This is a genomic window from Dyella japonica A8 (assembly GCF_000725385.1).
Taxonomy (GTDB): Bacteria; Pseudomonadota; Gammaproteobacteria; order Xanthomonadales; family Rhodanobacteraceae; genus Dyella; species Dyella japonica_C.
In genome coordinates this window covers 1,140,950-1,160,881 of sequence record NZ_CP008884.1, presented here as the reverse complement: position 1 = coordinate 1,160,881, position 19,932 = coordinate 1,140,950, and the positions used below count along the sequence as shown (strand labels likewise).

Below are 19,932 nucleotides of genomic sequence, written 5' to 3'. Positions count from 1 at the left end.
CAGACCATGAGCACGACCGCTGCCCGCCGCCATCACTGGCCGTTGGCCAACGAAGCACGCTACCTGGGACCGCATGAAGGTACGGAGCCGATGGATGTCACCATCGTCATGCGCCATCGCGGGGGCAGGCATCCTGAACCGGCCACGTGGCCGCACCAGCCGGCTCTGCCGCGTGCGGATTTCGGCACGCAATGGGGTGCGGATCCGGCAGACGCCGACGTGATCCGCAAGTTCGCGAGCGAGCATGGCCTGACCGAGATCAGTTGCGCGCTGAATCGTCGCGTGATGCACCTGCGCGGTACGCCGCAGCAGTTGCAGCAGGCGTTCGGCGTGGCGTTCGGAAGCTACCAGATGCCCGACGGCGGACCGGCGATGATCGGATGCCACCTGCCGCCCTCCCTGCCCAGCACGATCTCGCCGTCCGTCATCGCGGTGCTCGGCCTGGACAAGCGCCCCATTGCACGCCCTCATTTCCGCCGTGCGGCCACGCCGCCGGCGACGACGTACACGCCCGTGCAGCTGGGCTCGCTCTACCAGTTCCCGGCGAACCTCGACGGCACCGGCCAGACGGTGGCGGTGATCGAACTGGGTGGCGGTTTCACGCAGACGGATTTCACCAGCTACATGCAATCGCTCGGCCTCAAGGTGCCTGCGGTCAACGTGGTGTCCGTGCAGGGCGGCACCAGTCAGCCCGGCGGCGACGCCGATGGCGAGGTGATGCTCGACGTCGAAGTGATCGGCGCGCTGGCCCCCGGCGCCGCCATTGCCCTGTACTTCGCGCCCAATACCGACCAGGGTTTCTACGAAGCCATCTCGCAGGCGGCGCACGATGCCGCCAACCATCCCTCGGTCATCTCGATCAGCTGGGGCGGTCCGGAGGACAACTGGTCCGCGTCCTCGCTCAGCGCCATGCAGAGCGCGCTGCAGGATGCCGCCGCGATGGGCGTCACCGTCACCGTGGCCTGTGGCGACAGCGGTTACACCGATGGCGAGAGCGACAACAACCCGCATGTGGACTTTCCCGCTTCCAGCCCTTACGCGCTGGCCTGCGGCGGCACCACGCTCCACGGTGCCGGCACGGCGATCACCAGCGAGGTGGTGTGGAACGACCTGTCCACCAACGAGGGCGCCACGGGCGGCGGCGTGAGCGCAAGCTTTGCCTTGCCCACGTGGCAGCAGTCATCGAAGGTGCCCGCTGGCGCCAACGGCTACGTGGGCCGTGGCCTGCCCGACGTGGCCGGCGATGCCGACCCCAACACGGGCTACCAGGTATTGGTGGATGGACAAAGCCAGGTCATCGGCGGCACCAGCGCGGTGGCGCCGCTGTGGGCCGCGCTGATCGCGCGCTTCAACCAGCAGCTGGGACAGAGCGTCGGCGATCCCCATGCGGCGCTTTACGGCATCGGCGAAAGCGCATTCAACGACATCACGCAAGGCAACAACGGCAAGTTCAATGCGACGGCCGGCTGGGATGCGTGCACCGGCCTGGGCACACCCAAGGGCCAGACGCTGCTGGATGCGCTGGCCGCGCTGAAGGGTGGCGGCGGCACGACCGCGCCGTCCCCACCGACGAACCCGACCAGCCCTTCCAAGCCCACGAAGCCGACGAAACCCAAGAAGCCGACGAAGCCGACGAAGCCGTCCAAACCCAAGCCAAGCAAGTAATGTCGACACCGGCGGGCGCCTCGCGCCCGCCGGTGTCACGACTCCTGCACCACCGTGTTGCGCAAGGTCGCGATGCGTTCGATGGATACCTCGCACACGTCACCGGGCTTCATGTACACCGGCGGCTTGCGTCCCGAACCCACGCCCGAGGGCGTGCCCATCACGATCAGGTCGCCAGCGGCAAGCGTCATGCCTTCGCTGATGATGGCGATGGTCTGCGCCACGCCAAACACCATGTCGCTGGTGGAGGCGCGCTGCATCACCTCGCCGTTGAGGCGCGTCTCCAGCATCAGCCCGGTGGCGCCGGGCGGCAGTTCGTCGGCGGTGACCAGCCACGGGCCGAACGCGCCCGTGCCGTCGAAGTTCTTGCCCATGGTCCACTGCGAGGTACGAAACTGGACATCGCGTACCGAAGCATCGTTGAACACGCCATAGGCGAAGACATGATCGAGCGCGTCCTCCCGCGCGATGTGCCGGCCACCGCGGCCAAGCATCAGGACCAGTTCGCCTTCGTAATCGAACTTGCTGGACACGCGCGGGCGCACAAGCGGTTGCCCGTGGCCGACCAGGCTCGAGGCAAAGCGCGCGAACAGCGTGGGATAGGACGGCGATGGCAGCTCGATTTCGCGGGCATGATCGCGATAGTTGAGTCCAAGGCAGATGATCTTGCCCGGATGGGCAGCCGGCGGCAGGCAAGTGACGCGGTCCGCGTCGAGGGCGAAGCCACCTTGCAGGCGGTCGATCCATGCCGTGCGCGTCGCTTCGTCGCTCGCGGCGATAACGCTGACATCGAAGGGAACGCCTTCTTCGTCGAGGAAGCGTGCGCGCCATCCATCGCCGGCGTCCACCGCCACACCCGTTCGTCCGTCCTGCTGAAAGCGCATGAACCGCATATCCAAGCTCCTACGCTCAATGGGGTGGCCATGGCGGATCGGCGGCTTGTGCGATGAAGCACGTCCGCATCACCGCGTGGCACCGGCAGCATGGGCAGGGCCACGGCTGTTCCGCATGAACCACGCGATCATAGCGATGCGCGACCACCACGAACCAGTGACATTCTTCCTGCTGTCGCATCCCGCCAGGGCCATGCACCATGGCGACGATTCAACCGCCGGACCCGCGCGCCATGGAAAGCCGCCTGTCGACGTACCGTTTCGTGAAAGTGCGTGGCCATCGCATGGCTTATCGCACCTGTGGCGACGAGGGCGGCGCGCCGGTGCTGCTGATCCACGCCTTCGCAAGCCGCTCGGCCAGCTGGGAAACCACCGCCGTGACGCTGGCGCGGCTGGGCTTTCGGGTCATCGCGCCAGATCTTCGCGGGCATGGCCGCAGCCAATGGACATCCACCTACGCGCTGATGGATTTCGAACAGGATCTGATCGCGCTGCTCGACGCGCTGGCGCTGCCACAGGTCAGCCTGATCGGCCACTCGCTGGGCGGCCACCTCGCGCTGAAGCTGGCGACACACCAACCGGAACGCATCCGGCGAGTGGTGGTGGAAGCCGCGCCCGTACCGCCTTGCGATGACAGCGATGCCGCCGCCATCGCCGCGGCGTCATCGCCACCGGCATGGAAAGGCTCCCTGGGACGGCTGGGCCTGGGTCGCCTGCTCCAGCTCGTCCTCCTGCGGCGTTTCGATGTCCGCTCCGCCCGTTCGGTGCTGCCGGAGCTGCGCCGCCCGATGCCGCTATGGTGGAACCGCCTCGCCACCCTGCCTGTGCCTTGCCTGCTGCTCGCCGGCCGCGATGACGGACTCGTCACCACGCGCCTGCCGCTGCTGGCGTCGCGGCTTCCCCGGGCCACCGCACGGCAACTTGGCAGCGGACATCGCCTGCACGGCGAACACACCGAAGCGTTCCTTGCCGCCGTCGTTCCCTTCCTTGGCGGCGCATGACGCCACACCGGCGCACGTGCTGATCTCACTGCGCCCGATATCGCGCCCGGCCTGCGCTGCGGAGCTACCCGCGGTGTGCACATTTCGGCCAGGGAACGGGGCTATGATCGGAAACCCAGCGGCAGCCAGACAGTCGCGAGACCGGGGAGCCGGGGATACGGAGCATCCACGCACTGTCGGACGTGGCGACAGGACCATCGGGTGGGTGCGAGGAGAGGGATCGCCTCCACGCCCTCCCTACGCCCTGGACGGGCAGGAACAACGCCCGCCCACCGCAGCCCGGCCCGGACGATGCCGATGGCCGGTGTGCGTGCCGTCATTCGGAAACCCGGCATGGATCCGGCCGGCGCCCCGCGGATGCAGGGCGACAACATCGCGGAAAACGTCGGGCATGACCATCCGCATGCTGTCACCGTACTATTTGCCTCCAGGGGGAAATGCATGTCGATCGTGATCGGGTTTCTGGAAACGCGGGAGGCAGGCGCCCGCCTGCGCCCGGCTGGCGAGACCGCCTGCTGATGGTCCGTTCCGGCCGCCATTGCCGGAACCTGCTCCTGGCGGCATGCCTGCTGCCGGGGCTGTGGATGGGTGCGGCCGTCGCGGCCACGCCGCCCTCCGTGGAAGGCACCGAGGAGATGCTGGACCGGGCCGACCGCATCAAGACCTCCAACCACGACGAATTCCTCAAGCTGCTGGGCGAGCTTGACCAGCGGAAGAACGAACTCACCCTGGCCCGGCAATGGCGGCTTCGCTACCTGGATGCCTGGCAGACGGCCTACGAGGGCCGCTACGAGCAGGCCAAGCCCCAGCTCACCGAAGTGATCAACCTGTCCGGCGACGCGACGCTGCAGGTCAGGGCCACGGCCACCCTGGTGAATATCCTGGGCTACGGCCGGCGTTACGAAGATGCGTTCACCCGGCTGAACATGCTCATCGATCAGCTGCCGACCGTGAAAGACACCGAGGCCCGCTACCAGGCGCTGGGCGAAGCGGCCCAATTCCTGGCCATGGCGGGCCAGTACGATCTCGCCTCGGGCTACGCGCAGCAGATCCTGGACGACCCCGCGTTGCGCGACCACACATGCCAGGGCATGTCCTTCAAGCTGCACGCGCTTTACCGCAACGGCGACATCAAGGGCACCGACCCTGGCTTCGATCGCGGCATCGATGCCTGCCTGGCCAACAAGCAGGAACTGTTCGGCAATGAGATGCGGGCAGACCGCGCCGACTACGCGATCAAGCAGGGCCGCGCCGACGAGGCCCTGGCACTGCTGCAGTCGCATTACGACGAAGTGCGTGCGTATCGCTACCCCGCGCTCATCGCGAGCTTCGACACCCTGCTCGCACGCGCCTATTGGGAACGGGGCGACCTGGCACAGGCACGCAAGTACGCCAACGCCACCCTCGACGACTCCGTGCGGGACGAGTACGCCCAATCGCGCAGCCAGGCGTACCAGGTGCTGTACAACGTGGAAAACCGGCTGGGCAATGTGCAGGCCGCGCTGGACTACCACGAGAAGTACATGGACGCGGACAAGGGCTATCTCACTGACGTGACGGCCCGCGCCCTCGCCTACCAGACCGTCAGGCAGCAGTTGCTGGCCAACAAGGTGCAGGTCGACGCGCTGAACAAGCAGAACGAGATCCTGCAGCTGCAGCGCAAACTGGATCGCAAGGAGATGGAAACCAGCCGGCTGTATATCGCCCTGCTGCTGACCATCGTGGCGTCCATCGCCTTCTGGCTGCTGCGCACCAAGCGTTCACAGCTGCGCTTCAAGCGGCTCGCGACCCGCGACAGCCTGACCGGCGTGCACAGTCGCCAGCACTTTGTCGACGAGGTGGAAGTGGCCCTGCGCGTCTCCGCCAGGTCGACGCGCGATGCCTGCCTGGTGCTGCTGGACCTGGACCACTTCAAGGACGTGAACGACACGCACGGGCACGTCATCGGCGACCTCGTGCTCAAGCGCGCCGTCGCCGCCTGCCAGCACCACCTGCGGCGCCACGATATCTTTGGACGCCTTGGCGGCGAGGAATTCGCCGTATTCATGCCCGACTGCAGCGCCTCGCAGGCGCGCGAGCGCGCGGAACGTATCCGCCAGGCCATCGCCGCCGCGCCGCTCTGGGGTGAGACCCGGCACGTCATCATTTCCGCCAGCTTCGGCGTGGCGTCCACCGACCGCAGCGGGTACGACCTGCACCAGCTGATGATCGATGCCGACAACGCGCTCTACCAGGCCAAGCGCGATGGCCGCAATCGCGTCGTGTATGGCCAGCTCGGCGACTTCATCGCCCCCATCGAGCCCACCGCTCCGGCCAACGACAACGCCCCCATGGGCAGCGCGGCGAGCGTCAACCGGCCTTAGGGCCGGTTCACTATCTCCCTCAGATCCCAAGTTTCCTCATCGTCATTCCCGCGAACCCCGAAAAGGGGGCAAGAGCGGGAATCCAGTGACTTTCGGCTTTCGATGGCGGCTTAAAATCCAGTGACTTTCGGCTTTCGATGGCGCTTAAAGGCACTGGATTCCCGCTCTTGCCCCCTTTTCGGGGTTCGCGGGAATGACGGTGAGGGGAAAAAGGTGCTGCAGCGAGATTTTGAACAGGCTCTCAAGCCCCGTCCGCAACGCTTAATCAGCGCCTGCGTCGCCCGACTTGTCGATCACCTTGGGGCGACTGACCACCAACGGCGCAGGCAGCAGCGCGACCCAGCCATTGGCCAGCCGCGTGCTGGCGATCGCGCCGGCCGGCGCCTTGCCGCCGGTGGCATAGGCCAGCAATACGCCATCGGGATGCTCCGCGCACCAGCCCACCGCATCACGCGCCTCGGGAAGCGGCGAGGGCATGCGCGCAAGGAAGGTCAGCAGACCGGGTTCGTTGGCCGTATGCGCCAGCGGCACGCCGCGTGAGCGCAGCTCGTTCACCTGCTGCGCCAGCCCCCGCACGTCGAGCGAGCTGACTGCCTGCAGGCGCACCAGCGGCAGCGCGGCCAGCGCGACGAGCAGCGCCACCGGCGCGGCGCGCGATGCCAGCTCGGCGCCGCGCCCCAGCCACAGCAGCAGCATCGCGGCCACGAGCAGGCCCGCCGACAACACGTACAACGCCATGATGGTGCCGTGATCCAGCAGTTCGCTGCCCAGCGGCGCCGGCCGCAGCACCGCCCACACCAGCACACCCACCATCGCGGCCAGCAAGATCCACAACCGTTTCACCGCCAGCAACCCGGGCTCATGGCGCAGCCACGCGCCGAGCAGGATCGCCGCGCCCGGCATCACCGGCAGCAGGTAGTGCAGTTGCTTGCCGCTGACGAAACAGAACGCCAGCAGCGCCGGCAGGGTCGCGCTCAGGCCGAAACGCGCCGCCTGCGACACGCGCCATGCGCCCATCGCCGCGCCGAGACGGCGCCAACGCAGCAGCAGCGGCCACGGCAGCAACAGCACGGGGACCCACGGCAGATACCACCAGACCGGGCGGTTGTGCGCGAAGCTTTTCACCACGCGCCCCGCCGTCTGGTGCAGCAGCAGTTCCTGCGCGTCGGCGGGATTGAGGTGATGCACCGCCGCCCACGCCCAGCCCAGTGCCGGCAGGCCGCCCAGCACCGCCACCAGCACCAGGGTCACCACGGTGCGCCAGGACACGCGCGGCGACGGCATGGACCACCAGGGCGCGAGCAGGATCGGCCCCACCAGATGCAGCAGCATCACCGGCCCCTTGGCCAGCACGCCTAGTGCACTGGCCACGAACAGCAGGGCCAGGGCCTTGCCCTCGCGCCGTTGCACGTAGTCAACCGTGGCGACGAAGCCCAGCAGCACCCACAGGCACAGCAGCACGTCGAACATCACCACGCCGGTGTACAGCACGAAGAAGATCAGCCCGAGCATCAGCCAGCCGGCCTGCCCGGAGGCATCAGGGGCCAGCCGTCGCTCCAGCCGCCCGCACAGCGCCACGCAACCGATGCCGCAGGCCACCAGCAGAGCGCGCGAAGCCCACAGCGAGGGCCCCAGCACGGCCCACGCCATGTTCAACAGCCAAAACAGCAGCGGCGGCTTGTCAAAGTACGGCAGCCCGTTGAGATGCAGCGTGACCCACTGACCGGTCTGGCGCATTTCCCACGCGATGCTCAGGTAGCGCGTCTCGTCGATGGGGACGGGCGACAGCACCGCCAGCAGCGGCAAGAGCAGCAGCAACCAGAGGGCGGGGGGCAGCCGCCGTAAGACTTGGGCAGGGGAATTCATGGGCGGCATCTTGCTCGGCGCTTGCTTACCGTTCTTTTATCGAGCCTGTTTCAGTCTCTTGTGGAGTCTGTTCCAGGTCACCACGCGGACCTGCCAGGACCACGTCCCGGCAGGTTTCACGGCCCCTACGCGCGATGGTCCTGGTGGTGGTGTCCATGCCCGGCCACCAGGCCAATCAACGTCGGCATCACCAGCAGCACCAGCGGGTACTGCAGGGTCAGTCCGGCGATGATAGCAATCGCCAGCGGTTGCTGGATGCCTGCGCCCTGTCCCCAGGCCAGCGCCAGCGGCAGCAGGGTGAGGATGGCGGCGAGCGTGGTCATGGTGATCGGGCGCAGACGGTCGCGGCTGGCCATGCGCAGGGCCTGCAGCGGCGGCATCCCCTGCGAGAGGGTGACGTACTCCGACACATAGAAGATCGCCATCTCCGTGCCCATGCCGATGATCATCGTCATGCCCATCATCGCGGTGATGTTGAGGTCCACCCCGCACAGCCACAGCGCGATGAACACCGCCGTGGCCGAGAACAGCGAGCAACCCATTACCACGAACGCCAGGCTGGCCCGGCCATAGAGGAACAGCAGCAGCACGAACTCGGCCACCAGCGCCATCAGGAACACCTTGGCCAGGCCCACGAAGGCGATCTGCTGCTGTTGGTACAGGCCACCCAGTTCGTAGCGCGTGTCGGCGGCCAGCATGCCCGGCTGCGCCAGCAGCTTCTTCACGTCCGCCACCGCCGCGCCCATGCCACGTCCGTCGATGCGCGCCGTCACGGCAACCATCTGCTGCAGGTTCTCACGCGAGATCTGCGGCTGGCCGTTCTCGGTGACGATGCTGGCCACGCGGCTCAGCGGGAACACATGCCCGTCGGGCGCACGCACCGGCAGCTCCATCAGCTGCGGCAGCTTCCACCGCATGGCGTCCGGCATGCGGATGCGCACGCCCACGCTCTTGGTGGCCTGCGGCAACTGCGTGGCCACCACGCCGGTCAGCGCATTGTTGATGGCCTGCGTCACGGTGGCCGCCGTCATGCCTTCCAGCGTGGCCTTGTCCGGATCGACCTGCACGTTCAGCGCATCGCCGGCCAGCTGCACGCCGTCCTTGATCTCCACCACGCCGGGGATATCGGCGATGGCCTTGGCAACCTTCTGCGCCTGCGGCACCAGGGTCTTCGGATCGGCCGAATACAGCTTGATCTCGATCGGCTGCGGCACGGCGGTAAGGTCGCCGATCAGGTCTTCCATCAGCTGCGCCAGTTCCACCTCGACGCCGGGCACTTCGTGCTCGATGTGTTCGCGCACGTCGCTCATGACCTCTTCGGTGGCGCGCTCGTGGTCCGGCTTCAGGCGCACGAAGAAGTCACCGTGGTAGGACTGCCCCAGGTCGCCGCCCAGGCCGGTGCCCAGGCGGCGGGAGAACGTGTCCACCTCCGGCATGGAGCGCAGGATGGCTTCCACCTGCCCCACCTGCCGCGCGGTTTCGGGCAGTGACGTACCCGGTTTCGTGTAGTAGTCCATCACGAAGCCGCTTTCGTCCACCGACGGCATGAAGCCCGTGGTGACATGCGTATAGGCCACGCCACCGACCACCAGCAACGGCAGCACGAAGGCCAGCAGCCAGGCGGGACGCCGCGCGAACGCGTCGTACAGGTGTGCGTGCGCGCGCGGCAGCCAGCGCTCGTGGTCGAGCCCGGGATCGTGCCAGCGATGGAAATCCACCCAGCGCCGCAGCAGCGGCGGCACCACGAAGGCGGTGACCAGCCACGACACGGCGAGCGCACTGGCCATGGTGATCGACAAGGCCTTGGAGAACGCGCCGGTGACGCCGCTGAGCAGGCCCAGCGGCACGAACACGATCAGCGTGGCCAGGCTTGAACCGGTGAGCGGCTGCAGGAATTCGCGCGCCGCTGGCAGCACCGCCGATTCGCCGCCACCTTCCAGCGCGCCCGCGCGACGCGCGACGTGCTCGACCATCACGATCACATCGTCGATCACCAGGCCCACAGCGGCCGCGATGCCGCCCAGCGTCATGATGTTGAAGCTCATGCCGAACACCTGCAGCAGCAGCACGGTGACGGCGAGCGTCACCGGCACCACCAGCATGGCGATCAGCGTCACGCGCAGGTTGCGCAGGAACAGCAACAGCACCGCCGCCGCCAGCAGCAGGCCGATCAGCACGGCGTCGCGCACGCTGTGCGCGGACTCCACCACCAGCTCGCTCTGGTCGTACCAGGACTTGAGCGTCACGCCCTTGGGCAGCCGGAAGGAGGCCAGCTTGGCGCGCACTTCGCTGGCGATCTGCACGGCGTTGCCGTCCGGTTGCTCGTAGACGTTGAACAGCACGGCGGCCTTGCCGTCCTCGCTCACCTTCACCCATTGCGGCACGTAGCCATCGTGCACGCTGGCGACGTCGGACAGCTTCACCCAGCCGTGCGCATCGTTCTTCACAATGATGTTGCGGATGGCCTCGATGCGCTGCAGCGAGTGATCGGCGACCACGAGGTAAAGCTGGTTGCGATCCTGCAGGCGGCCGACGGCGGCCAGCTGGTTGGCGCCGTTGACGACGGTGGCGAGGTCGTCCAGGCCCAGGCCGTATTGCGCAAGCTTGCGCGGGTCGGCCTCCACTTCCACTTCGGCGGTTTCGCCGCCCTGCACGTCCACGCGCGCCAGGCCCTGCACCGAGGCGAGTAGCGGCACGATCTGGTATTGCGCCAGGTCGCGCAGCGCCACGGGCGACAGCGTGTCCGACTGCAACGCATAGGAGATGATCGGAAACACCGTCGGGTCCATGCGGCGCACGTTGTACGACGCGCCGGCCGGCAGGCCGGGCAGCACGCGTGCGATGGCCGAATCCACCTGCAGGGTGGACGCGATCATGTCGCGGCCCCAGCCGAAGTCCACGGAAATCTGTGCCGAACCGCGCGTGGTTTCCGAACGCAGGCCGGCCACGCCGGGCACGGTACGGATGGCTTCTTCCACCGGGCGGGTCAGCAGCAGGGCGGTCTGGTCGGCCGGACGGTCGCCGGCATCGAGATCCACCACCACGCGCGGGAACGACACCTGCGGGAACAGGCCGACCGGCAACGTAAAGGAACTGGCCAGGCCCGCGAGCGCCAGCGCAAAGGCCACGATGACGATGGCACGCGCGTGCCGTGCCAGCAACGTCGGCAGACTCATGGCTTGGTCTTCTCCGCCGGCATGCGCACGACCATGCCGTCGTCGAGCTGCGTGGCGCCTTCCGTCACCAGCGGCAGCTTGGCGTCGAGCGCACCGGTGGCAACGGTGACCTCATCCGTTTCACCGAGCACCTTCACCGGCACGCTCTTGGCCTTGCCATCCGCCACCTGGAATACGTGGCGGTCTTCTTCGTCGCCCTGCACCGAGTCGCGGGGCACCAACCAGCCCTGCCACTGGCCCACCACGATCTCGGCGCGGAACCCTTCGCCACCGACAAGCGCGCCATCGGGCACGATCTCCACGTCGAGCTGGTGCGTGTTCTTGTTGAGCGTGCGCGCCACGCGGCGCACGGTGCCATGCATGGCCTCGCCGCCATCGATGGGAACCAGCTCGGCCTTGGCGCCTACCTGCACACGCCCCATCGCCTCGCGTTCCACCCCGGCAGTCACCACCAGGCCGTCGCCGCGCTGGACGGTGAGCAGCGGCGCGCCCGGCTGCAGGTTGTCACCCTGCTGCGCATCGACCGTCGCCACGGTGCCGTCGAACGGCGCCTTCACGTCCACCGTGGGGCTGCGGCCTTGCTGCTGCACCAGGGCATCCAGGTTGGACTGCGCGTCATGCAGGGCTTTTTCCGCCTGCTCCATCTGGTCGCGCGTGGCGAGCTGCTGCGACAGCAGTTGCGCGGTATGCGCGCGTTGCGTTTCGGCCAGCTGCTGCGCCGTCACGGCCTGCTGATAGGCCGCCACGGCGGAAGGCGCCAGCGCAAACGTAAGCAGCGACTGGCCGCGCTTCACCGATGCACCGGCGGTCACGTTCCAGCGCAGCACACGGCCGGCGGCCTGCACATTGACGACCTGCGCCGCATCGGCGGCAGGCCCGGCATTGCCGTAGGCGGTCACGGTATCGGGCAGGCTGCCCTGCTTCACCGGCACGGTGGTCACGGCGGCGCTCACCGTCGCTTCGTCGGGCGCTTCACCACCGGAGCATGCGGACAGCGCGCAGGCAGCCAGCACCACGGCGATCCATGGCAGTCGATAAATCCATGGCAGTCGATAAGTCATGGGGCCATCACATCCTGTTCAAGAGCAGTCGGCATGCCGCGTCCCACCAGCAGTTCCAGCGCAGCCTGTTGTTCGAGCATGGCCTGCTCGGTCGCCAGTTGCGCCAGCTGCCGGTTGAGGGCGGCGACGTGGAGATCGGTAACGTTGCGCAGATCCAGCAGGCCGGCCTGCGCAGCCTGCCCGGCCTGCGCTGAGGCGTGCACGGCGCTGTCGGTGGCCGGGACGAGCGTCTTCTGCTGTGCGTCGAGCTGCGCGTATTGCGCGAGCAAGGCATCGACCTCGTCGCGCGAGGTCGCCAGCCGCACGGTGTATTCCTGATGCAGTTGTTCGCGCGTCGCCTTGGCGATGGCGACGTTGTGCTGGTTGTGATCGAACAGCGGCAAGGTGAAGTTCACCGCCGGGCCGCCATTGCGCACGCGGCTGTTGTCCTGCGAGGCGTCGTAACCGATCGCCAGCGGTGGAAACTGCGCAAGCACAGCGGCACGCAGCGTGGCCTCCTGCGCGCGATAGCCAAGCTGCAGCGCGACCAGGTCCGGCCGGCGACGGCTGACGTCGTCGAACTGCTGGCGAATCGACGCGGCGTCCACGCTGGGCGCGGGCAGCGACGGCGACAAGGGCACGACAACGTCAGGCTTGAGGCCCAGCAGCGCATTGAGTTGCTGCTGCAGATCCAGCTGGCGACGCTGCAGATCGTTCAACGCGGTGCGCGCATCCGCGGCGGCGGCGAGATCGGATGCCACCGTGACGCGCTCCATGTTGCCAGCGCCCACCGCACTGACGATGCGCGATTCGCGCTGCGCCAGCGCATCCAGCGCCTGCTGCTGCAGGGCGATCTGCCGCTGGCCTTCCACCAGGTCGATGACCAGCAGGCGCGCCTTGCCCAGCACCTGCCATTGCTCCCACAGCAGTCCGGCATCCACTTCGTCCGCCGTGGCCTGGGCCGCTTCGCGGCGCGGGCGCAAGGTGATCAGCGAGGTGATGTCCTGGCTGATCGACGCCGTCCACGCGGTGGCGTCGCCGGCGCCGGAGAGCAGGTAACCGACGTTGCCGCCAACGCTGGGGTTGGGCAGCACGCCGTCCTGCTTGCGCTGTGCCTGCGCCGCCTGGCGGCGCGCATGCTGGCTGCGCAGATCCGGGTTGTTCAGCAGCACCAGGCGTTCGACCGCCGCCATGTCCAGCGGCAAGGCGGCCGTGTCATAACCTTGTAACTGAGACAGCGACGACGACGACGCGGCCTGCGCCGGCAGCGGCTTCGCATGGTACGTGGCGCAGCCGCCAAGGCAGGCGGTCAGCAGGACAGCCGCGGCCTTGCGCGGCCACGCGGAACGTCCTGCCAGGGGCTTGGCAAACGAAGGAGACACCGACGATCCATGCAGGGTTGGGGAGGTCATACCCTACCGGACGTGGCTTAGCGTTCACTTTGTAAGGACGGGGTGCGACACCCTCCAACGCCGTCATTCCGGCGTAGGCCGGAATCCAGTAGCGGCGAGATCCAGTTTTCGCCGCGATACCGGCTATTCCTCGCCGGTGCAGCACCTCGCGAGAACCGAACACGACGGTCACTGGATTCCGGCCTGCGCCGGAATGACGGTGAGGGAGTACCGGTGCTCTCGTGCATGCCCCCCACGCGCCCCTGATAGCGACCCCCGCGAGACCCGCCCCTCAGGAGTTTGCACCCCGGCTCAACGGCAGCCGCACGGACACGCGCAAGCCACGCCCATAGGGCGAATCCAGCAGCACGATGTCGGCATCGTGCATCTGCGCGGCGCGCTGCACGATGGATAGTCCCAGCCCATAGCCATCGCCCCGGCTGCCGGCTTCGCGATGGAAGCGCGCGAACACGGCGGCGCGGCGCTCGGGCGGAATGCCTTCGCCGTTGTCGATCACGTCGATCACGGCCTGCGCCTGCTCGCGCTGGATGATCAGCTTGACGAAACCGCCCGCCGGCACATGACGGAACGCGTTCTCCAGCAGGTTGCGCAGCAGGGCGGCCAGCGCCACCGCGTGGCCGCGCACCATCAGCGGCCCGTCGGCGAGTGTCACGTCCAGTTCCACGTCGGAGTCGCCGATCAGCGGCGCCAGTTCCTCGATGACCGTGCGCGCCACCGCCATCAGGTCGATGTCGGCATGCTGGTCCGAGCGCGAGCTGGCCTCCAGCCGTGCCAGCGACAGGAGCTGCTCGACGCGGCGCGCCAGCGCGGCAAGACTTTCGCGCGCGCCGGACAGGGCCTCGTCGGCCTCGCCCGTGTCGCGACTGGCCTGGGCGTTTTCCAGGTTGATCATGGTGGAGGCGATCGGCGTGCGCAGTTCGTGCGCCACGTCGGCGCTGAAGCGCCGCTCGCGCTCCAGCGCTTCCTCCAGCAGGGTGAACTGAGTGTTGAGGGCATCCAGCACGGGTTCCAGCTCGCGCGGCGCCTCGGCCACGTCCAGCGTGTCCCGGCTGCCGGGCCGGCGCGCCGCCAGCTTTTCCGCCAGTGCATCCAACGGCCGCAGGCCGCGCCGCACGGCCCAGCCCACCAGCAGCGCCAGCACCGGCAGCGCAATCAAGGGCGCCAGCGCATGCTCGACCCATAGCGCCACGGTGATGTCGCGCCGGCTGTCGTAGCGTTCGGCCGCACGCACCACCAGGCCGTCCTGCGTGGGCGGCAGGGTGAACAAACGCCAGCGATAATTGCCCAGCCGCACGTTGTGGAAGCCGAAATGCCCGGCGGCGGGCGGCGGCAGCACGGTGAGGTTGCCCGTCGCCATCAGCGTGCGGCCGCTGCGGTCAAACACTTGGAAACCCACTTCCGACTCGTAGGTGTGGCCGTGCAGCACCACCTCCTGCGTCGGCTTGGTGGTGACCGGCACCACCATGCCCGTCTCCGCATTGCGCTGCTGCAGCGAGGTCAGGCCGATCTCGTCCACCAGCGTCTGCAGCGTGCGCGCCGATTGCGCCAGGCGCGCATCCGACAGTTCGCTCACCTCGTTGATGGTGCGCCGCATGCTGTAGACGCCCAGCGGCACCAGCACCAGCGCGATGACGCCCAGGATCAGCCAGCGCAGCCCGGCGCGCAGACTGCTGCGGCTCACTTGGGATCCTGCGGGATCATGTAGCCGAAGCCGCGCACGTTGCGGATCGTCTCGAAGCTCAGCTTGCGGCGCAGCGAATGCACCAGCACTTCGAGCGCGTTGTTGCCCACCACGTGGTCCAGCCCGTACAGCGAGTTCTCCAGGCTTTCACGCCGCACCAGCTTGCCGGCGTTCTCCATCAGCGCCTGCAGCAGCGCGAACTCGCGGCGCGTGAGGTCCACCGCTTCGCCGCGGAAGCTGACCTCGGATGTGCCCACGTCCAGGCTCAGCGCGCCCACGTCGATGCGGTTGACCGACAGGCCGCGCATGCGGCGCGTGAGCGAGCGGATGCGCGCGGCCAGCTCTTCCACGTGGAATGGTTTGGTCAGGTAGTCGTCGGCACCGGCGTCCAGCCCGTCCACGCGGGCGGACAGGCCGTCGCGCGCGGTCATCACCAGCACCGGCGTATCCACGTGGACGCGGCGCGCCTCGATCAGCACCTCGATGCCGTCCCGGCCCGGCAGGCCGAGATCCAGCAGCACCAGGTCGGCGGTGCGGTCGCGCATGGCGCTGAGCGCAGAACGGCCGTCGCGCAGCCACGACACGGTGTAGCTCAGCCGTTCCAGGGCGCGCTGGATAGCCGACCCCAGCTGCGCGTCGTCTTCGACCAGAAGAATGTGCACGTGCCTGACGCTCCTTCGCCCTTCCGGCGATGTTCGCCGGGATTATCCGACAACGGGCTTAGAAAACACTTAAAGCCGCCGCCTTCCTGTGGGAGCGCACCCTGTGCGCGACAAGCGGCGGCGCGACGGCGCGAGGTGCGCCGGGGCGCCGCGGTCGCGCACAGGGTGCGCTCCCACAAGGGGGCATTCCCGGGCCGTCTCAGGGATTGAGACGGCCGCCGGTTGCAATGCCGTCCCCGGATGGAGCGCCCCGATGAACGCCTTGCCCAACCCCATGGCCCAACGCGCGGTGCGCGGCGACGGTGCGCTGGCCGCACCCGCATCCGGCGGCGATCAGCTGGCGCGGCGGCTCGCCAGACGCTACGGCGACCGCATCACCGGCTCGTTCGTGCTGCCCGGGCGCGACGGCCAATTCGCCCCGCTGCCCGGAGACATGCCGCCCGCACTGGCCGATGCCCTGCGTGCGCGCGGCATCAGCCAGCTCTATGCGCACCAGGCGCAGGCATGGAACGCCACCGCCGCGGGCGAGCACGTGGTGATCGCCACGCCCACCGCCTCGGGCAAGTCGCTGTGCTACACCCTGCCGGTGATCAGCGCGGCCATCCGCCAGCGCGCCAAGGCGCTGTTCCTGTTTCCCACCAAGGCGCTGGCGCAGGACCAGGTGGCGGAATTGCTGGAGCTCAATCAGGCCGGCGACCTGGGCGTGAAGGCCTTCACCTTCGACGGCGACACGCCGGGCGATGCGCGGCAGGCCATCCGCCTGCATGGCGACATCGTGGTGAGCAACCCCGACATGCTGCACCAGGCGATCCTGCCGCATCACACCAAGTGGGCGCAGTTCTTCGAGAACCTGCGCTACGTGGTGATCGACGAGGTGCACACCTATCGCGGCGTGTTCGGCTCGCACGTGGCCAATGTATTGCGCCGGCTGCAGCGCGTGTGCGCGTTCTACGGCGTGTCGCCGCAGTTCATCTTGTGCTCGGCCACCATCGGCAACCCGGCGGAACATGCGAGCGCGCTGATCGAGCAGCCGGTCACGGCGATCACTGAAAGCGGCGCGCCGGTGGGCGAGAAGCACGTACTGCTGTGGAACCCGCCGGTGGTGAACCCCGACCTCGGCCTGCGCGCCTCGGCGCGCTCGCAGTCCAACCGCATCGCGCGCACGGCCATCCGTGCGGGACTGAAGACGCTGGTGTTCGCGCAGTCGCGCCTGATGGTGGAAGTGCTCACCAAGTACCTCAAGGACGTGTTCGACAACGACCCGCGCAAGCCGCCGCGCATCCGTGCCTACCGTGGCGGCTACCTGCCCACCGAACGGCGCGCGGCGGAACGCGAGATGCGCGCGGGACAGGTGGACGGCATCGTCAGCACCTCTGCGCTGGAACTGGGCGTGGACATCGGCGCGCTGGACGTGGTGGTGCTCAACGGCTATCCCGGCAGCGTGGCAGCGACATGGCAGCGCTTCGGGCGCGCCGGCCGCCGCCAGCAGGCTTCGCTGGGCGTGCTGGTGGCCAGCAGCGATCCGCTCGACCAGTACTTGGTGCGCCATCCGGAGTTCTTCCAGGGCGCGCCGCCGGAACATGCGCGCATCGCGCCCGACCAGCCGCTGATCCTGCTGGACCATATCCGCTGCGCCGCCTTCGAGCTGCCGTTCAAGGACGGCGAACTGTTCGGCCCGCAGGACGCCACGCCGTGGCTGCAGGTGCTCGCCGAGGAAGGCGTGCTGCATCAGGAGGGCGAACGCTTCGAATGGATCGCCGACAGCTACCCGGCCAACGCCGTATCACTGCGCTCGGTGGCCGACGGCAACTTCGTGGTGGTGGATCGCACCGACGGCCGGCAGACCATCATCGCGGAAGTGGATTTCAGCGCCGCCTCGCTCACGCTGTACGAAGGTGCCATCCATATGGTCCAGTCCGTGCCCTACCAGGTGGAGCGGCTGGACTGGAACGGCCGCAAGGCCTTCGTCACGCGCACCCATGTGGACTACTACACCGACGCCATCGACTACACCAAGCTCAAGGTGCTGGAAGCCTTCGACGGCTCGCCCGCCGGCACGGGCAGCGCGCATCACGGCGAGGTGCATGTGGCACGGCGCGTGGCCGGCTACAAGAAAATCCGCTACTACACACACGAGAACATCGGCTACGGCCCGGTGAACCTTCCCGACCTCGAACTGCACACCACCGCCGTGTGGTGGCAGCTCCCGCAGCGTGCGCTGGAGCAGGCCTTCGATCATCGCCAGGAAGCGCTGGATGGTTTCCTCGCGGCAGCCCATGCCCTGCATATCGTGGCGACGGTAGCGGTGATGGCCGAGTCGCGTGACCTGCAGAAGGCCGTGGGCAGCGGCGACGGCGCATGGTTCGCCACGCCGGATGCGCATGGACGCGCGCAGATCCGCTCGGGATTGGGCGACGGCGAGGCATCGATACGCGGGCCGTTCATCCCGACGCTGTATCTCTACGACGCTTTCCCGGGCGGCGTGGGCCTGAGCGCGCCCTTGTTCGAGCGGCGCGAAGATCTGGTGCGCCTCGCCCGCGAGCTGGTGCATCGCTGCGACTGCCGCGCGGGATGTCCCGCCTGTGTCGGGCCGGTACTGGCTGTCGACGAGGCGAACGCACGCTCGCTGAAATCGCTCGCCACGCGCGTGCTCGACCTGATCATCGCGCTGTGAGCGCGCTTGCCGACAAACTGCGCGGCCTGCGGCAGCAGGCGGGCGTCGTTTCGCCCGCAGCCGCGCCCGTGCCGGCACGCCCGCGCCCTGCACTGCCGGACAACATCGCCCAGCTGCTCGGCATCCGCCAACGCGCGCAAGGCGGCACGCCGCGCCGCAGGACCATCGCAGAACCAGGCACGCTACCCGGACAGACGATCGCGCCCGGCCTGCAGTTGTGCGAAACGCGCAGCGCATGGCCGCCCATGCCACCGGCGTTCCATGCCGCCTTCGCGCGGCTGGAGGAAACCATCGACCCCAGCCGGCTGGTGCTGTTCGACACCGAAACCACCGGCCTGGCCGGAGGCACCGGCACGCGCGCTTTCATGATTGGCGTGGGCGATTGGCACGAAGGCGGTTTTCGCGAACGGCAATTGCTGATCACGACGCTGGCCGGCGAAGCGGCCATGCTCGACTGCTTCGCATCGTGGCTGCGCCCGGATGCGGTGCTGGTGAGCTACAACGGCAAATCGTACGACTCGCCGCTGCTCAAGACGCGCTTCCGCCTGCTCCAGCGAGCGTGTCCGCTGGAGGGGCTTGCGCATATCGATCTGCTGCATCCGGTGCGCCGGCGATGGCGCGGCGCCTGGGAGAACTGCCGGCTCGCCACCGCAGAGAGGCAGTTGCTACAGGTGGTGCGTGAGGATGACCTGCCGGGGTCCGAGGCACCGGCGGCGTGGCTGGGGTTTCTGCGGGGTGGGTCGGCCGCGCCGTTGCATCGCGTGGCGCGGCATAACAGCCAGGATCTGCGGAGCCTTGGGGGGATTCTTCATCGGTTTGCGATGGGGGAGGGGTGAGGGCTTGGCTTACCGCTTTGTTGTGACTTTCATCTCGACGCGGGAAGGGTTGGCGCGGAACGAGCAGATGTGTGACGCGTAGAACGCTGGCGAGGCGGATCTTCGGTGTCTGGCCTCACGGCTTCATACTTTAGCCGTCATCCCGGCGTAGGCCGGAGGCGCTTTTCAACAGCCGCATGGCTGGTCATCCAGTGACTTTGCGGTTGGTTGTCGCCTCGTACGCTCCCGCGATCTGGCCGCTTACGCAGCGGGCGTTTCGACCTTCTGCCGAAGGCCGAGTCACTTTTCTTTTGCTGGCCCAAAAGAAAAGTAACCCAAAGAAAATGGCCTTTAGAGCCAGAGCTGGCAGCATTTCGTGGGGATAAGCCCGAACGGGTGAGGCAGGTCGGTGCTTGGCAACCTCCGCCGCTACACAGCGGGTACGTCCAGGCGCTTCGCAACGCGCCATCGCGATGAGGGCTTAAAGCGAAGCCTCGCTTCGGCGCTGACTGGACGCGCGCCGCCCCTCGCTTTTCTGTGGGAGCGCACCCTGTGCGCGACAAGCCAGCGGAGCGGTGATCACCAGACTCTGCTGTCGCGCACAGGGTGCGCTCCCACAGGGGACTCGCCTCTTTGGATGCTCCGCTGACGGCTCGGGCTCTTGCTTTGGCCTTTGGCCTTTGG

At 67.9% G+C, this 19,932-nt stretch carries 13 protein-coding genes; 6 read left to right on the top strand and 7 right to left on the bottom strand.

What is annotated here, in order from left to right; translation table 11 throughout:
- Positions 1–6 precede the first annotated feature (6 nt).
- The gene (locus HY57_RS04810; RefSeq protein ID WP_019463523.1) at positions 7–1,665 is read left to right on the top strand and encodes a S53 family peptidase; all 1,659 of its coding nucleotides are present in this window, start codon (positions 7–9) and stop codon (positions 1,663–1,665) included.
- 35 nt (positions 1,666–1,700) lie between these two features.
- Here HY57_RS04810 and HY57_RS04805 read toward each other — a convergent pair whose 3' ends face one another.
- Positions 1,701–2,549 (bottom strand): fumarylacetoacetate hydrolase family protein, encoded by an 849-nt coding sequence (locus HY57_RS04805; RefSeq protein ID WP_200873902.1) that lies wholly within the window; start codon positions 2,547–2,549, stop codon positions 1,701–1,703.
- 209 nt (positions 2,550–2,758) lie between these two features.
- Between HY57_RS04805 and HY57_RS04800 the strand changes: the two genes are divergently transcribed.
- The 3 genes from HY57_RS04800 to HY57_RS04795 all read left to right on the top strand — a co-directional run bounded on the left by HY57_RS04800 (position 2,759) and on the right by HY57_RS04795 (position 5,922).
- Positions 2,759–3,559 carry an alpha/beta fold hydrolase gene (locus HY57_RS04800; protein WP_050997863.1) on the top strand — a complete coding sequence of 267 codons (801 nt, stop codon included), beginning with the start codon at positions 2,759–2,761 and terminating at the stop codon, positions 3,557–3,559.
- 333 nt (positions 3,560–3,892) lie between these two features.
- Complete coding sequence (locus HY57_RS21810) at positions 3,893–4,078, top strand: hypothetical protein (RefSeq protein ID WP_157786172.1); 186 nt, start codon at positions 3,893–3,895, stop codon at positions 4,076–4,078.
- Positions 4,078–5,922 carry a tetratricopeptide repeat-containing diguanylate cyclase gene (locus tag HY57_RS04795; RefSeq protein WP_019464053.1) on the top strand — a complete coding sequence of 615 codons (1,845 nt, stop codon included), beginning with the start codon at positions 4,078–4,080 and terminating at the stop codon, positions 5,920–5,922. Before HY57_RS21810 ends, HY57_RS04795 begins: the two co-directional genes overlap by 1 nt.
- Before the next feature lie 261 nt (positions 5,923–6,183).
- Here HY57_RS04795 and HY57_RS04790 read toward each other — a convergent pair whose 3' ends face one another.
- The 6 genes from HY57_RS04790 to HY57_RS04765 form a co-directional block, all read right to left on the bottom strand.
- Positions 6,184–7,788: an ArnT family glycosyltransferase gene (locus HY57_RS04790; protein ID WP_158407921.1), complete on the bottom strand. Its 1,605-nt coding sequence runs from the start codon at positions 7,786–7,788 to the stop codon at positions 6,184–6,186.
- Between the two features lie 125 nt (positions 7,789–7,913).
- Complete coding sequence (locus tag HY57_RS04785; RefSeq protein ID WP_019464055.1) at positions 7,914–10,964, bottom strand: efflux RND transporter permease subunit; 3,051 nt, start codon at positions 10,962–10,964, stop codon at positions 7,914–7,916.
- A complete protein-coding gene (locus HY57_RS04780; RefSeq protein WP_019464056.1) occupies positions 10,961–12,025 on the bottom strand; it encodes an efflux RND transporter periplasmic adaptor subunit in 1,065 nt (354 codons plus the stop codon). The genes HY57_RS04785 and HY57_RS04780 overlap by 4 nt, the downstream gene beginning before the upstream one ends.
- Positions 12,022–13,386 carry a TolC family protein gene (locus tag HY57_RS04775; protein ID WP_019464057.1) on the bottom strand — a complete coding sequence of 455 codons (1,365 nt, stop codon included), beginning with the start codon at positions 13,384–13,386 and terminating at the stop codon, positions 12,022–12,024. Before HY57_RS04775 ends, HY57_RS04780 begins: the two co-directional genes overlap by 4 nt.
- Before the next feature lie 301 nt (positions 13,387–13,687).
- Positions 13,688–15,097, bottom strand: coding sequence for an ATP-binding protein (locus HY57_RS04770; RefSeq protein WP_019464058.1), 1,410 nt, complete (start codon positions 15,095–15,097; stop codon positions 13,688–13,690).
- Positions 15,094–15,759: a response regulator gene (locus HY57_RS04765; RefSeq protein WP_019464059.1), complete on the bottom strand. Its 666-nt coding sequence runs from the start codon at positions 15,757–15,759 to the stop codon at positions 15,094–15,096. The genes HY57_RS04770 and HY57_RS04765 overlap by 4 nt, the downstream gene beginning before the upstream one ends.
- Positions 15,760–16,012: 253 nt before the next feature.
- On the opposite strand from HY57_RS04765, the gene HY57_RS04760 reads away from it, so the two are divergent.
- Together HY57_RS04760 and HY57_RS04755 are read left to right on the top strand one after the other, a co-directional pair.
- A complete protein-coding gene (locus tag HY57_RS04760) occupies positions 16,013–18,433 on the top strand; it encodes a DEAD/DEAH box helicase (RefSeq protein ID WP_019464060.1) in 2,421 nt (806 codons plus the stop codon).
- Complete coding sequence (locus tag HY57_RS04755) at positions 18,430–19,269, top strand: ribonuclease H-like domain-containing protein (RefSeq protein ID WP_019464061.1); 840 nt, start codon at positions 18,430–18,432, stop codon at positions 19,267–19,269. The genes HY57_RS04760 and HY57_RS04755 overlap by 4 nt, the downstream gene beginning before the upstream one ends.
- Positions 19,270–19,932: the final 663 nt, after the last annotated feature.